15 protein-coding genes are annotated in these 13950 nt (G+C 57.7%); 8 read left to right on the top strand and 7 right to left on the bottom strand.

The window, feature by feature from the left end:
• Positions 1-48: 48 nt before the first annotated feature.
• The 8 genes from FZF21_RS09100 (at position 49) to FZF21_RS09065 (ending at position 8178) form a co-directional block, all read left to right on the top strand.
• Positions 49-882, top strand: coding sequence for a pyruvate, water dikinase regulatory protein (locus FZF21_RS09100; RefSeq protein ID WP_047735044.1), 834 nt, complete (start codon positions 49-51; stop codon positions 880-882).
• A gap of 150 nt (positions 883-1032) precedes the next feature.
• Complete coding sequence (gene aroH, locus FZF21_RS09095) at positions 1033-2079, top strand: 3-deoxy-7-phosphoheptulonate synthase AroH (protein ID WP_015570722.1); 1047 nt, start codon at positions 1033-1035, stop codon at positions 2077-2079.
• A gap of 209 nt (positions 2080-2288) precedes the next feature.
• On the top strand, positions 2289-2477 hold the full coding sequence (hemP, locus tag FZF21_RS09090; RefSeq protein ID WP_015570723.1) for a hemin uptake protein HemP: 189 nt from the start codon (positions 2289-2291) through the stop codon (positions 2475-2477).
• Positions 2478-2552: 75 nt separating this feature from the next.
• Complete coding sequence (locus FZF21_RS09085; protein WP_149120978.1) at positions 2553-4535, top strand: TonB-dependent hemoglobin/transferrin/lactoferrin family receptor; 1983 nt, start codon at positions 2553-2555, stop codon at positions 4533-4535.
• A 35-nt stretch (positions 4536-4570) separates the two neighbouring features.
• Positions 4571-5599 (top strand): hematinate-forming heme oxygenase ChuS, encoded by a 1029-nt coding sequence (gene chuS / locus FZF21_RS09080; RefSeq protein ID WP_023296351.1) that lies wholly within the window; start codon positions 4571-4573, stop codon positions 5597-5599.
• Positions 5596-6414 (top strand): hemin ABC transporter substrate-binding protein, encoded by an 819-nt coding sequence (locus FZF21_RS09075; RefSeq protein WP_032104821.1) that lies wholly within the window; start codon positions 5596-5598, stop codon positions 6412-6414. Before chuS ends, FZF21_RS09075 begins: the two co-directional genes overlap by 4 nt.
• Complete coding sequence (locus tag FZF21_RS09070; protein WP_063945793.1) at positions 6414-7406, top strand: iron ABC transporter permease; 993 nt, start codon at positions 6414-6416, stop codon at positions 7404-7406. The genes FZF21_RS09075 and FZF21_RS09070 overlap by 1 nt, the downstream gene beginning before the upstream one ends.
• On the top strand, positions 7399-8178 hold the full coding sequence (locus FZF21_RS09065; RefSeq protein WP_015570728.1) for a heme ABC transporter ATP-binding protein: 780 nt from the start codon (positions 7399-7401) through the stop codon (positions 8176-8178). The genes FZF21_RS09070 and FZF21_RS09065 overlap by 8 nt, the downstream gene beginning before the upstream one ends.
• On the opposite strand, the gene selO is transcribed toward FZF21_RS09065, so the two are convergent.
• The 7 genes from selO to ihfA form a co-directional block, all read right to left on the bottom strand.
• Positions 8175-9617: a protein adenylyltransferase SelO gene (gene selO, locus FZF21_RS09060; RefSeq protein WP_039270979.1), complete on the bottom strand. Its 1443-nt coding sequence runs from the start codon at positions 9615-9617 to the stop codon at positions 8175-8177. The genes FZF21_RS09065 and selO overlap by 4 nt on opposite strands.
• Before the next feature lie 61 nt (positions 9618-9678).
• Positions 9679-10392, bottom strand: coding sequence for an EAL domain-containing protein (locus FZF21_RS09055; protein ID WP_032104825.1), 714 nt, complete (start codon positions 10390-10392; stop codon positions 9679-9681).
• Positions 10393-10685: 293 nt separating this feature from the next.
• Complete coding sequence (locus FZF21_RS09050) at positions 10686-11150, bottom strand: NlpC/P60 family protein (RefSeq protein ID WP_015570730.1); 465 nt, start codon at positions 11148-11150, stop codon at positions 10686-10688.
• 72 nt (positions 11151-11222) lie between these two features.
• Positions 11223-11978 carry a vitamin B12 ABC transporter ATP-binding protein BtuD gene (gene btuD / locus FZF21_RS09045; RefSeq protein WP_032619830.1) on the bottom strand — a complete coding sequence of 252 codons (756 nt, stop codon included), beginning with the start codon at positions 11976-11978 and terminating at the stop codon, positions 11223-11225.
• Entirely contained in the window at positions 11978-12529 is a 552-nt protein-coding gene (locus FZF21_RS09040) for a glutathione peroxidase (protein ID WP_017384653.1), read from the bottom strand. The genes btuD and FZF21_RS09040 overlap by 1 nt, the downstream gene beginning before the upstream one ends.
• Positions 12530-12562: 33 nt before the next feature.
• Complete coding sequence (gene btuC, locus FZF21_RS09035) at positions 12563-13543, bottom strand: vitamin B12 ABC transporter permease BtuC (protein WP_017693588.1); 981 nt, start codon at positions 13541-13543, stop codon at positions 12563-12565.
• A 103-nt stretch (positions 13544-13646) separates the two neighbouring features.
• Positions 13647-13946, bottom strand: coding sequence for an integration host factor subunit alpha (gene ihfA / locus FZF21_RS09030; RefSeq protein WP_003857805.1), 300 nt, complete (start codon positions 13944-13946; stop codon positions 13647-13649).
• Positions 13947-13950: the final 4 nt, after the last annotated feature.

The raw sequence follows: 13950 nt of genomic DNA, 5'->3' as shown, positions 1-13950 counted from the left end.
TTAATTTATGCTTTCAGGCAATTACGTACGCTATTCAGGGTGGATAAAATGGATAATGCTGTCGATCGCCACGTTTTTTATATTTCTGATGGGACGGCGATTACCGCCGAGGTGCTGGGACACGCGGTGATGTCGCAGTTTCCGGTATCGATAAATAGCATCACGTTGCCGTTCGTGGAAAATGAGAGCCGGGCCAAAGCGGTCAAGGACCAGATCGACGCCATTTACCAGCAGACCAGCGTTCGTCCGCTGGTGTTCTATTCCATTGTGATCCCTGAGATCCGCAACATCATTTTGCAAAGCGAGGGCTTCTGTCAGGACATCGTGCAGGCGCTGGTTGCTCCCTTGCAAAGCGAGCTGAAGCTCGACCCGACGCCGATCGCCCACCGTACCCACGGGCTGAACCCCGGTAACCTGACCAAATACGATGCGCGTATTGCCGCCATTGATTACACCCTGGCGCACGACGACGGGATCTCCCTGCGCAATCTCGACCAGGCGCAGGTGATTTTGCTCGGCGTGTCGCGCTGCGGTAAAACCCCCACCAGCCTTTACCTGGCCATGCAGTTTGGCATTCGTGCCGCCAACTACCCCTTTATTGCCGATGATATGGATAACCTGGTGCTGCCCGCCGCGCTCAAGCCGCTCCAGCATAAGCTGTTTGGGCTGACCATCAACCCGGAACGCCTGGCGGCGATCCGCGAAGAACGTCGCGAGAACAGTCGCTACGCCTCGATGCGCCAGTGCCGAATGGAAGTCTCCGAAGTCGAAGCGCTATACCGGAAAAATCAAATTCCCTGGCTGAACAGTACCAACTATTCAGTAGAAGAAATTGCCACCAAGATCCTCGATATCATGGGGCTGAATCGCCGCATGTACTAATATGCTAGTACATTAATCCAGTTTCAGTTATTATCATGCCATCCTCGGGGCGACGTGCCCCGAACTTGAAATCAGCAGGGATTGGTTTAAGGTGATGGCCATCACTTCCCGGTAGTCTGCCGATGAAGCAAAAAATTTCTGAGACATTCCATGAACAAAACCGACGAACTGCGCACCGCGCGCATTGATAGCCTGGTCACACCGGCTGAACTGGCCCGGCTGCATCCCGTATCCGCCGAGGTGGCGGACCATGTGACGGCCTCCCGTCGCCGCATCGAAAAAATTCTCAATGGTGAAGACAAACGTCTTCTGGTGGTGATTGGCCCCTGCTCCATCCACGACCTCGACGCGGCAATGGATTATGCACAACGCCTTCAGACGCTGCGCGGCACGTATCAGGATCGCCTGGAGATCGTGATGCGTACCTACTTTGAAAAGCCGCGTACCGTCGTGGGCTGGAAAGGATTGATTTCCGATCCCGATCTGAACGGTAGCTACCGGGTGAATCACGGTATTACACTGGCGCGCAAGCTGCTGTTACAGGTTAACGAGCTGGGCGTGCCAACTGCCACCGAATTTCTGGATATGGTGACCGGACAGTTTATTGCCGACCTCATTAGCTGGGGCGCGATTGGCGCACGTACCACCGAAAGCCAGATCCACCGTGAAATGGCGTCGGCGCTCTCCTGCCCGGTGGGCTTCAAAAACGGAACGGACGGCAATACCCGAATTGCCGTAGATGCCATCCGCGCGTCACGCGCCAGCCATATGTTCCTCTCCCCGGATAAAAACGGCCAGATGACCATCTACCAGACCAGCGGCAACCCGTTCGGACATATCATTATGCGTGGCGGTAAAAAACCGAATTACCATGCAGAAGATATTGCCGCCGCCTGCGAAACGCTGGCGGAATTTGACCTGCCGGAGCATCTGGTGGTGGATTTCAGCCACGGCAACTGTCAGAAACAGCACCGCCGCCAGCTGGACGTCTGCGAGGAAGTTTGCCAGCAGATCCGCAGCGGCTCGACCGCCATTGCAGGAATTATGGCGGAGAGTTTTATCAAAGAAGGCACGCAGAAGATCGTCGCCGGACAGCAAATGGTCTACGGCCAGTCGATCACCGACCCGTGCCTGAGCTGGGAAGACAGCGAGCTGCTGCTGGAGAAGCTGGCTTCAGCCGTGGACACGCGCTTTTAAAATCCTGCCGGGTGACGCTGCGCTTACCCGGCCTACGGTACGTGCCCTTCACCCTCTCCCCGTGGGAGAGGGTCGGGGTGAGGGCATCAGACCGCACCTCTCCCCCAAATTTGATCCCGTCACACAATTTTCACAAAAACGCTTGCCGTGAATTTGCAGTTTATTGATAATGATTATCATTGTTACATTGATTGTTATTTATAAACATTATGTCACCGACCGATAACAGCGCGGCAACGCCAACAAAAACACACACAGCGCCGTCCCCTGCTCCCACCGATCGCCGAATCGACAGCAAAAGCCTGTTGGGTGAGGAGGGACGGGTCATTATCGAGCATGACGGCCAGCACTACCTGCTGCGCCAGACCAATGCCGGAAAACTGATCCTGACTAAATAAACCAGACACACATTCGCCAGCCACCCAGGTGATCCCCAGGCAGCCAGCGCTTTTCAATTCTTATGGAGAGTTGCTATGACACACCTGCAATCCGCGTCTTTACGCCCGTCTCTTCTGGCGCTGGCGATTGTCAGCACCCTGCCGGGCGTTACGTTTGCCGCCGCAGATGAGATCACCGTCACCGCCACCGGCAATGCCCGCAGCGCCTTTGAAGCCCCCATGATGGTGAGCGTGATTGACGCCACCGCGCCGGAAAACCAGACCGCCAGCTCCGCCGCCGACCTGCTGCGCAAGGTGCCCGGTCTGATGCTGGACGGCACCGGGCGCACCAACGGTCAGGACGTTAACCTCCGGGGCTATGACCGCCGTGGCGTGCTGATACTGGTGGATGGCGTGCGCCAGGGCACTGATACCGGACACCTGAACAGCACGTTCCTCGATCCGGCGCTGATCAAACGTATTGAAGTAGTACGTGGTCCTTCCGCCTTGCTGTACGGCAGCGGCGCGCTGGGCGGCGTAATTTCGTATGACACCGTCGACGCCAGCGATCTGCTGGATGCAGGTAAAAACAGCGGCTATCGCGTATTTGCTACCGGTGCAACGGGCGATCACAGCATCGGGATGGGCGCCAGCGCCTATGGCCGCACCGATACCCTGGACGGTCTGGTCTCCTGGTCCAGCCGCGATCGCGGCGACATTCGCCAGAGTGACGGCGCGAGGGCGCCAAACGACGAATCCATCAACAATATGCTGGCGAAAGGCAGCTGGAAAATCGATCCGGCGCAGACGCTGAGTGGCTCCCTGCGCTACTACAACAACGACGCGCAGGAGCCGAAAAATCCGCAGACCACGGATGCCAGCAGCAGTAACCCGATGACCGATCGTTCCACCATTCAGCGCGATGCCCAGCTTGGCTACCGCATTGCGCCAGCCGGAAACGACTGGCTGAACGCCGATGCGAAAATTTACTGGTCCGAAGCGCGGATCAACGCCCAGAACATCGACGCCAGCGGCGAGTTCCGTAAGCAGACTACCAAAGGCGGCAAAGTGGAAAACCGCACCCGCCTGTTCAGCGACTCCTTCGCCTCGCACCTGCTGACCTACGGCGGGGAATACTATCGTCAGGAGCAACACCCTGGCGGCGCGACCACCGGCTTCCCGGACGCGAAAATCGACTTCAGCTCCGGCTGGTTGCAGGATGAGATCACTCTGCGCGACCTGCCGGTAACGCTTCTCGGCGGGACGCGTTACGACAACTACCGCGGCAGCAGCGACGGTTACGACGACGTGGATGCGGATAAGTGGTCATCACGCGCCGGGTTAACCGTGAGTCCAGCCGACTGGCTGATGCTGTTCGGCTCTTACGCCCAGGCCTTCCGTGCGCCAACGATGGGCGAGATGTATAACGACTCGAAGCACTTCTCTATCGGCAGCTTCTACACCAACTACTGGGTGCCGAACCCGAACCTGCGTCCGGAAACTAACGAAACCCAGGAGTTCGGTTTTGGGCTACGTTTTGACGATCTGCTGCTCGCCAACGACGCGCTGGAGTTCAAAGCCAGCTACTTCGACACCAAAGCGAAAGATTACATCTCCACTACCGTCGATTTTGCGGCGGCCACCACCATGTCCTATAACGTACCAAATGCCAAAATCTGGGGCTGGGACATGATGGCGACCTACGCGACCAGTCTGTTCAACCTGGACGTGGCCTACAACCGCACACGCGGGAAAGATACCGACACGGGCGAATACATCTCCAGCATCAACCCGGACACCGTCACCAGCAAGCTGGATATCCCCGTGGCGCAAAGCGGCTTCTCCGTGGGCTGGATCGGCACCTTCGTCGAACGTTCAACGCACATCAGCAGCAGCTACAGCGAGCAGCCTGGCTACGCAGTGAATGATTTCTACGTCAGCTATAAAGGCCAGCAGCAGTTCAAAGGCATCACCACCACCCTCGTGCTGGGGAACGCCTTCGACAAAGCCTACTGGTCACCACAAGGCATCCCGCAGGATGGCCGCAACGGCAAGATCTTCGTCAGTTATCAATGGTAATTCCCTTCGGGGCAACGATTCAGAAGGATAAGATTATGGGTCACTACACACGCTGGCTTGAGCTTAAAGAAGAACATCCGGGTAAGTACGCCCGTGATATCGCCGGATTAATGCACATCAGCGAAGCAGAGCTGGCATTTGCGCGCGTTGGACACGACGCCTGGCGGCTGCGCGGTGAAATCCGTGAGATTCTGGCAGCGCTGGAGTCGGTGGGGGAAACCAAATGCATCTGCCGTAACGAATACGCCGTTCACGAACAGGTCGGGGCGTTTACTAACCAGCACCTCGGCGGCCACGCCGGACTGGTGCTGAATCCGCGCGCGCTGGATCTGCGTTTGTTCCTCAACCAGTGGGCGAGCGCGTTCCACATAAGTGAAACGACCTCCCGCGGCGAACGTCAGAGCATTCAGTTCTTCGATCATCAGGGCGACGCTTTACTGAAGGTCTACACCACGGATCACACCGACGTTGCCGCCTGGGGCGACGTGCTGACCCGTTTTATCATTGCCGATAACCCCACTCTGGCACTGAAGGCTGTCGATGCCCCTGCGCATTCCGACGGTGCTGATGCAGGCTCGGTGGAGAAAGAGTGGCGCGCCATGACCGATGTGCATCAGTTCTTTAGCTTACTAAAGCGCCATAACCTGAGCCGCCAGCAGGCGTTTCGTCTGGTGAGTGACGATCTGGCCTGTAAAGTGGATAACAGCGCGCTGGCACAGCTGCTGGAGACGGCGCGACAGGACGGAAACGAAATCATGATCTTCGTCGGCAACCGCGGCTGCGTGCAGATCTTCACCGGTGTGGTGGAAAAACTGACGCCCATGAAGGGCTGGCTGAACATCTTCAACCCAACCTTTACCCTGCATCTGCTGGAGGAGACTATCGCCGAGACGTGGGTAACGCGTAAGCCTACGGCGGACGGACACGTTACCAGCCTGGAGCTGTTTGCTGCGGACGGCACTCAGATCGCCCAGCTCTACGGGCAGCGTACCGAAGGCGAGCCTGAGCAGAGCCAGTGGCGCCGCCAGATTGACGCCCTGACGCCAGAAGGGCTGGCCGCATGAAAAACTGGTTCGCCCTGCTCTGCGCCCTGCCGCTGGTCGCCGTCGCCGCGCCGGAGAGAATTGTCGCCCTCGGCGGCGACGTGACGGAGATCGTCTACGCCCTCGGCGCGGAGTCTTCTCTGGTTGCGCGCGACAGTACCAGCCAGTGGCCGCAGGCGACAAATGCGCTGCCTGACGTGGGGTATCTTCGCCAGCTGAATGCGGAGGGAATTTTGTCCGTACGCCCGACGCTGGTGCTGGCAAGCGACCAGGCGCAGCCCTCTCTGGCGCTGAAACAGGTTGAACAGAGCCACGTCCGGGTGGTTACCGTTCCCGGCACGCCTGACCTGCGCGCGATTGACGAAAAAGTACGGGTGATAGCTCAGGCGACGCATCATGAGGCGCAAGGGGAAACCCTGCGCAACTCGCTGCGTCAGGCGCTGGCGGCACTGCCCTCAACACCGCTCAACAAGCGGGTGCTGTTTATCCTCAGCCACGGCGGAATGACCGCAATGGCGGCCGGGCAACAGACCGGCGCGGATGCGGCAATACGCGCCGCCGGGTTGCAGAACGCCATGCAGGGCTTTACCCGCTATCAGCCGCTTTCCCAGGAGGGGGTGATGGCCAGCCAGCCGGATCTGGTGGTGATTTCGCAGGACGGTCTTAACGCGCTGGGCGGCGAAGAAAATCTGTGGAAACTGCCCGGCCTGGCGCAAACGCCAGCGGGACGAAGCAAGCAGATGCTGGCTATTGATGATATGGCCCTGCTGGGCTTCAGCGTCCGCACGCCGAAAGCCATACAACAGCTGCGTGCCAGAGCGGAGCAACTGCCCTGATGTCCCGGCGCATCACGTTATCGTTATGGCTTCTGGCGGGGTTGCTTACCGTCATGACGTTCATGGCCACCGGTTTTGGGGCGTTACGCCTGCCGGTGAACGTGCTGTGGAGCGGCAGCGATGAGACGCTACGCCAGATCTGGCTTACCATCCGTCTGCCCCGCGTGCTGCTGGCGCTGGTGATTGGCGGGTCGCTGGCGCTCGCCGGCTGCGTCATGCAGGGGCTGTTCCGCAATCCACTGGCCGACCCGGGCCTGCTCGGGATCAGCAGCGGTGCGGCGCTGGCCGTCGCCCTGTGGGTGGTGCTCCCGCTCTCGCTGCCCGCGCTGGTGATGCTTTACGCCCCTATGCTGGCGGCATTTCTTGGGGCGCTGGCAGCCACTGGCGTGATCTTCCTGCTCAGCAAGCGGCGTGACCCCTCTCTGTCACGTCTGTTGCTGGTGGGTATCGCCATCAATGCCCTGTGCGGTGCGGCAGTGGGTGTGCTTTCGTGGGTCAGCAATGACGCCCAGCTGCGTCAGCTTTCACTCTGGGGAATGGGAAGTCTTGGTCAGGCACAGTGGTCAACGCTGCTCGCCGTGACCTCGCTGATGGTGCCTGCCGTTCTGGCGATCTGGCGTTGTGCCAGCGCATTAAATTTACTGCAACTGGGTGAAGAGGAAGCGCATTACCTTGGCGTGGACGTTGCCTTTGTACAGCGAATATTACTGTTATGCAGCGCCCTGCTGGTCGCTGCGGCTGTCGCCGTCAGCGGCGTGATTGGCTTTGTCGGACTCGTGGTGCCGCACCTGATGCGCATGTGGCTGGGCGCCGATCACCGGGCAACCCTCCCCGGCACGGTACTCGCGGGCGCTTTACTGCTGCTGGTGGCGGATACGGTCGCGCGCACCCTGGTCGCTCCGGCAGAAATGCCGGTCGGCCTGCTCACCAGTATCCTTGGTGCTCCCTGGTTCTTATGGCTCATTTTTCGTCGTGGAGAACAGCATGGCTGAACGTTATACGGCTGAAAATCTTACTTTTACCCGATCTGGCCGCACGCTGACAGATAACGTTTCGCTGTCACTGTCGCAGGGAGAGCTGGTTACATTGATCGGCCCCAACGGCGCGGGGAAATCCACGCTGCTGCGGCTGCTGACCGGCTACCTGAAACCCGACAGCGGCGGCTGTTCGCTGGCGGGAAAAGCGCTGGATGAATGGCATCCGCAGACGCTGTCCCGCTATCGGGCAGTGATGCGCCAGCAGTCTCAGCCTGGATTTGACTGGCAGGTGGAGGAGATCGTTGGCATGGGGCGTGCGCCCTGGACGCGTCACCCGGAACCGTCGATTGTGCGTGAGGTGTTGCAGCTGACCGGTTGCCTGCCGCTGGCCGGCAGGCGTTATCATGCCCTCTCCGGCGGCGAGCAGCAGCGCGTCCAGCTCGCCCGCGCGCTGGCGCAGCTGTGGCGTGACGGAACGCCGCGCGGCTGGCTGTTTCTCGACGAACCCACTTCAGCGCTGGATCTCTACCACCAGCAGCATCTGCTGCGCCTGTTGAAATCGCTGACCCGTCAGGGCCATCTTCACGCCTGCGTGGTGCTGCACGATCTCAATCTTGCCGCATTATGGTCGGACCGGATCCTGCTGTTACACAACGGCAGGATTGTTTCTCAGGGCATACCGGAGACGGTTTTGCAGGCCGACGCGCTGGCACACTGGTACGGTGCGCAGGTGCACGTCGGCAGACATCCGGCGCACGCCGCACCGCAGGTTTTTCTCGCTCCTTAGCTTGAGCAGCTCACTTCCAGCCGCTTGCCCCAGTCCGGCGGGCGGCTGACATAGTCATCCTCCCGGTCGGCAAACGGCGTGCGCAGGGCGATATGCAGCCGATGCAGCTCGGTATAATCCCCCTGCTCTGCCTGCTCAATGGCCCGCTGCGCCAGCCAGTTGCGCAACACCATCGCCGGGTTAACCGCCTTCATCCGCGTCTGGCGGGTATCGTCATCAATCTGTTCCTGCTGTAAACGCGTCCGGTAAACGGCAAACCAGTCATCAAACGCCTGACGATCGATGAACTCGTCGCGCAGCGGTGACGCGGCGCTCTGCTGCGCGGTCTGGCTCAGCATACGGAAGGTTCGGGTATAGTCGCTGCCTTCACGCACCATGATGGCAAACAGCCCATTCAACAGCGCGTTATCGCCTTTTTCCTGCGTCATCAGCCCCAGCTTGTTGCGCATTAACACACCATATTCCCGCAGCAGGATCTCCTGATAGCTGTCCAGCGCATCGTTCAGGGCATCGACGTCGATAAACGGCGACAGGCTTTGCGCAAGCCGCTGAAGGTTCCACAGCCCCACCGCAGGCTGGTTGTCGAAACGGTAACGCCCCTGATAGTCCGAATGGTTACAGATGTAACCCGGCTGATAGTCATCAAGGAAGCCGTACGGACCGTAGTCAAACGTCAGCCCTAACAGGGACATGTTGTCGGTATTCATCACCCCGTGGGCAAAGCCGACGGCCTGCCAGCGGGCAATCATTGCGGCAGTGCGCGCGACAATATCACGGAACCAGAGAACATAGCGGTCCGGCTCGTTTTGCAGGTGCGGCCAGTGACGGCGAAGGGCGTAATCGGCAAGCTGGCGGACCTTATCCGGCTCGCGGCGATAGTAGAAGTGTTCAAAATGACCGAAACGCAGATGGCTTTCCGCCACGCGGACCAGCATCGCCCCCTGCTCCATCGTTTCCCGGGCCACCGGCGTGTCGCTGGTGACAATGGACAGCGCGCGTGAGGTGGGGATCCCCAGGGCATGCATCGCCTCGGAAGCCAGACCTTCACGGATGGTTGAACGCAGCACCGCGCGGCCATCCCCCATGCGTGAGTACGGGGTTAGCCCTGCCCCTTTCAGGTGCCAGTCGAGCGTTTCGCCATTCGGCAGAAGCTGTTCACCCAGCAGGATGCCGCGGCCATCGCCGAGCTGTCCCGCCCAGACGCCAAACTGATGTCCGCTGTAGACCTGAGCCAGCGGCTTCATGCCCGGGAGCAGCGTTTCGCCGCCCCAGACGCCGGCGCCTTTTTCTGGCTGAAAAAGCGTCGAAGGGATGCCAAGCGAATCCGCTAATGCATCGTTATGCCAGATAAGACGCGCGTTCTGTAATGGCGTTGGCTTAAGCGCGGTGTAAAAGCCGGGTAATTCATCGTGCCAGTGAGCAGTAAAAGACAGGGTCATAAGTCCTCCTGCTTTAAGTGTAGAGGGTTTCCCTGGACGTAAACACGGGCGAAGAAAGGGGTTATTGCTGAACGAGAGTCGTGACCCGCTCTGCCGGGACGGCAGGCCACAGGCTTCCCTGCATTGCACCGAAATTGAAGGGCAGCACGCGTTCTAAGATGCCGTGATCGTCAATTCCCGAGACCATGACCGACTGACAATGCGGCGCGATCTGCCAGAGAATGGCGCGCATAAAAGGCTCAAACGAGAGTGCCGACGCGCGCTGCTGGATAAAGTTTTTATCCAGAATCACCCGTTTGAACAGACCATCATAAACCGGTTTAAGGGAAGATGCCCCTGCACCAAAGTTAGCCAGTACTAAGGGGAAATGGATCGCCATTCTTGCCAGACAGGGATCGTCTTTCCCGTTATTTAAACCTGGATAGTTCTCATTAACAGTAAACTCAAGAAACGGATAACGCTCGAGGATTGAAACAGCGTTCTCATTAGTTAATAAAAACTCAACAATTGCAGGTGTAATATTGATCCATGCAATTAACTGATGCTGAATAAAAAATAGCTTACAGGTATCGAGTAATTGCAGTTTCTCCTGAAACAGCGCTAATTCATCTTCCTGAGAAAGATGTGGGATAACCAGTTCAGTCGGGATCCGTACGTCCGCACCCACGCCAGTAAAGTTAACCAAAATCTCTAAACCTTTAAGCAAACCTGCACTATCACGCGCCGGAAGGAGTAAAAGTTCAGACTGGTAAGCATTATCTAGCGTAATAATCATCGCGCTTGTCCTGCATTAAAGATGAGAGAGAACATCCTGGAGCAATTGCAGGCACAATTCCACTGTCTTGATTTTAATAAGATTAATTTCATTCTTTCCGTATTAATTTTCAGATTTTTCCCTGAATCTTAATTAATTTTATCCTGGTTATTGAATAATAGCCAGTTTTAGATAAAACAGGCACATGCAGCCATAAATAATTGGGCAAAAAATTTAACTTTAATCAACCCGTAAGAAAAGCCTGACGTCTATTTTCACCGCCAGGCCCTCAGCACTGCATTTTTATGCAGCGGTTAAATACGTCTGGCCTGCCAGAAGTTTTTACGCCAGTAAACATTATCCAGAGAGGAGCGCATCACGCCACGGCTGGTCGAGGCATGAATGAACTGATTATCGGTATCATAGATGCCGACATGAAGGCCGCTTTCACCAGAGCCCGTTTTAAAAAAGACCAGATCGCCGGGCAGGAGCTCGTCTTTATCAATTTCAGTGCCGATTTTCGCCTGCATACGCGTTTCACGCGGAAGCTGGAGGTCAAATTTATCGCGGAAGGTCATCAGCACGAATCCCGAGCAATCCACCCCGCCCCGGCTCATGCCGCCGTAGCGATAAGGTGTGCCGCGCCAGTTGCTGAGCTGATCGTTCAGGCTGGCAATGACCGTAATGGAATCGGAAAGCCGTGGGTTGGGCGGAGGTGCACGATGGCTGCTGCATCCTGCAAGAAAGAGCGCCGCAACAAGGAGAAACCAGAATCGCATTTCAGACGAATCCTCTGCTTTTTTTGTTCTTTCGGTAATTTAGCGTGCATCTATGCAGCTGTGCAAGAAAGGTTATTCCTGCGCCGTGGAAATGAGCATCTTGTGGCCTTCAATATCCAGCCTCCGGAACGACATGTGGTAAGCGCTCGCAAGATTGGCGGCCGTCAGCACGCTGTCGCGCGTTCCGCTGGCAATCAGTTTGCCACGCGCCAGCAACCACACCCGATGCGCGTGGCGCAACGTATGGTTCAAATCATGGCTGCTCATCACGATGGCGATCCCCTTGCGACACAGCGCGCTGAGCAGGGTATCCAGCGCTGCCTGCTGGGCAACGTCCAGCCCACTCATCGGCTCGTCCAGCAGCAGCAACCGCCCGTGAGGATTTCCCGCCGGATGGATCTGAAGGATAACGGCCGCCAGACGCACGCGCTGCCACTCGCCGCCGGAAAGCTGATTTGCCTGCCGGGTAAGCTTGTCGTCTAACCCGAGTGCCGCAGCAACCTCGTTGAGCAATCCCACCTGATTTTTGTCAGGCAGATGCAGCGTCAGGTAGTGCCAGACGGGCATCGCAAAGGGCGGAACCTGCTGCTGAACCAGATAGCTTCGACGGGAGGCAAGTGTAGCGGGTAGCCAGTCGACGAGCGATTGCCCGAGAAAGGTAATCTTTCCTTCCCCGGTGGTCAGCCCTGCCATGCGCGCCAGCAGCGTGCTTTTTCCGGCGCCGTTTGGCCCAACCAGGTGAAGGATTTCACCTGCGTTGACTGCGGCAGTCACAGGCTCAAGACGTCCCTTCCCGGCAACGTCCGTGAGCTGCATCAGCAGCGTCATTATTTCGCCAGCGCCAGCTTGATTGATTCCATCACGATAGGATCTTCAGGCGTCATGTCAGGCGAAAAACGCTGCACGACCTCACCGTCACGGCCAATCAGGAATTTTTCGAAGTTCCACAGAATATCATCCGGATAGAGCGGCGCACGGCCTTTACTTGCCATACGCTCATAGAAACCACTCTCTTCAGGCGCAACGGCGGTCGGCGCCGCGGCCACCAGTTTGGCATACAGCGGATGACGATTTTCCCCGTTCACGTCAATTTTGCTGAACATCGGGAACGTCACGCCATAGGTTGTGCTGCAAAAGGTCTTAATCTCCTCTTCGCTACCCGGCTCCTGGCCCAGGAACTGGTTGCACGGGAAGCCGAGTACGGTAAAGCCGTCTTTTTCCCAGGCTTTATGAATGTTTTCCAGCTGTTCATACTGCGGCGTAAGGCCACATTTCGACGCCACGTTCACGATGAGCAGCACCTTGCCCTTGTAGCCTTCCAGCGTGGTTTTCTCGCCGTCAATGGTCGTCACTTCGGTATTCAGAATATCAGACTGCATAGCATTCCCTCAGGTTGACTTACAGGTTGTGTTTTAACGTCCAGCTTTTAATAGTAGCCAGATAAAGACCGGTGCGCCCAGCGTTGCGGTCACCACGCCTATGGGCAACTCAGCGGCCGTCAGGGCGAGCCGGGCGATGATATCGGCAACCAGCAGCGTTGCCGCCCCGGCAACCGCCGAGGCCGGGAGCAGAGTTCGGTGGTCCGTAATGCCGCACAGGCGCAGCATATGCGGGATCACCAGCCCAATAAAGCCAATCGCCCCCGCCAGCGCCACGCTTACGCCTACCATCCAGCCAATGGCGATAACCAGCACGTTGCGCCAGAATCCAATCGGCATCCCGAGCTGGCGAGCAGACGTTTCGCCCAGCGCGAGAATATTAAGAGGCTGCGCCTGGAACGCCGTCCACAGGATGACCGGGATCAGGAGCACCATCAGCCACCCCTGACGCCAGTCAACACCCCCAAATCCCCCCATCATCCAGTACATTAACTGGCGCAGATCGAAGGAGGTAGAAAAGTAGACGGCCCAGGTCATCAGCGCACTACAGATGATCCCCAACGCTACCCCGGCAAGCAGCAGCCGACTGGTGGATAAGTGGCGGCGGGCAAAGCGCAGAAGGATAAGGGTTATCAACAGCGCGCCAAGGATGGCGCTGAGGCTAATCCCCCAGCCGGAGAGCTCGCCTCCCCCCAGCATCACGGCGGCGATAAGCCCGACGCCTGCGCCATTTGACACCCCGAGAAGCCCGGGTTCCGCCAGAGGGTTTTCAAATAATGCCTGCATGATCGTGCCGCACAGCGCCAGCGCAGCGCCAACTAAAAGGACAGCCAACGTCCGCGGCAGGCGGATCTGCCAGACAAAGAGCTGTCCTTCAGGCGTAAACCAGCTTTCCGGCCCCAGCCACCGATCGCCCGCACACAGGCTGACGGTGGTGGCGACAATCAACAGCACCCCGAGCAGACACAGGCGGCGAAGATCGGAGCGGTGCTGGCGGCGGGCAAGATCAAGCATAGACGATAGGTTATCCGGTTGAGATATCATTGATTTTACGGCGGGTTTAGCAAATAGCGCAAAGAAAAAAGGCCGCGTGAGCGGCCTTTTTAGTTAGTTCATATTACTCTGCTTTGGGCGTTGCGTTTTCGACACGGCTTTTTAACTTCTGTCCGGGTCTGAAGGTCACCACGCGGCGGGCTGTAATGGGAATATCTTCCCCCGTCTTCGGGTTACGGCCCGGACGTTGGTTTTTGTCTCGCAAATCAAAATTGCCAAAACCGGAGAGTTTAACCTGCTCACCATTTTCCAGAGCACGACGGATCTCTTCGAAAAACAGCTCTACCAGCTCTTTGGCATCCCGTTTGCTAAGCCCAAGCTTATCAAACAGATATTCTGACATTTCAGCTTTTGTAAGCGCCATAGGT

This window comes from Enterobacter sp. LU1, from assembly GCF_008271405.2.
GTDB lineage: Bacteria > Pseudomonadota > Gammaproteobacteria > Enterobacterales > Enterobacteriaceae > Enterobacter > Enterobacter hormaechei_C.
Note: the sequence above shows the minus strand (reverse complement) of the source record. Positions and strands in the feature narration are given on the sequence as shown.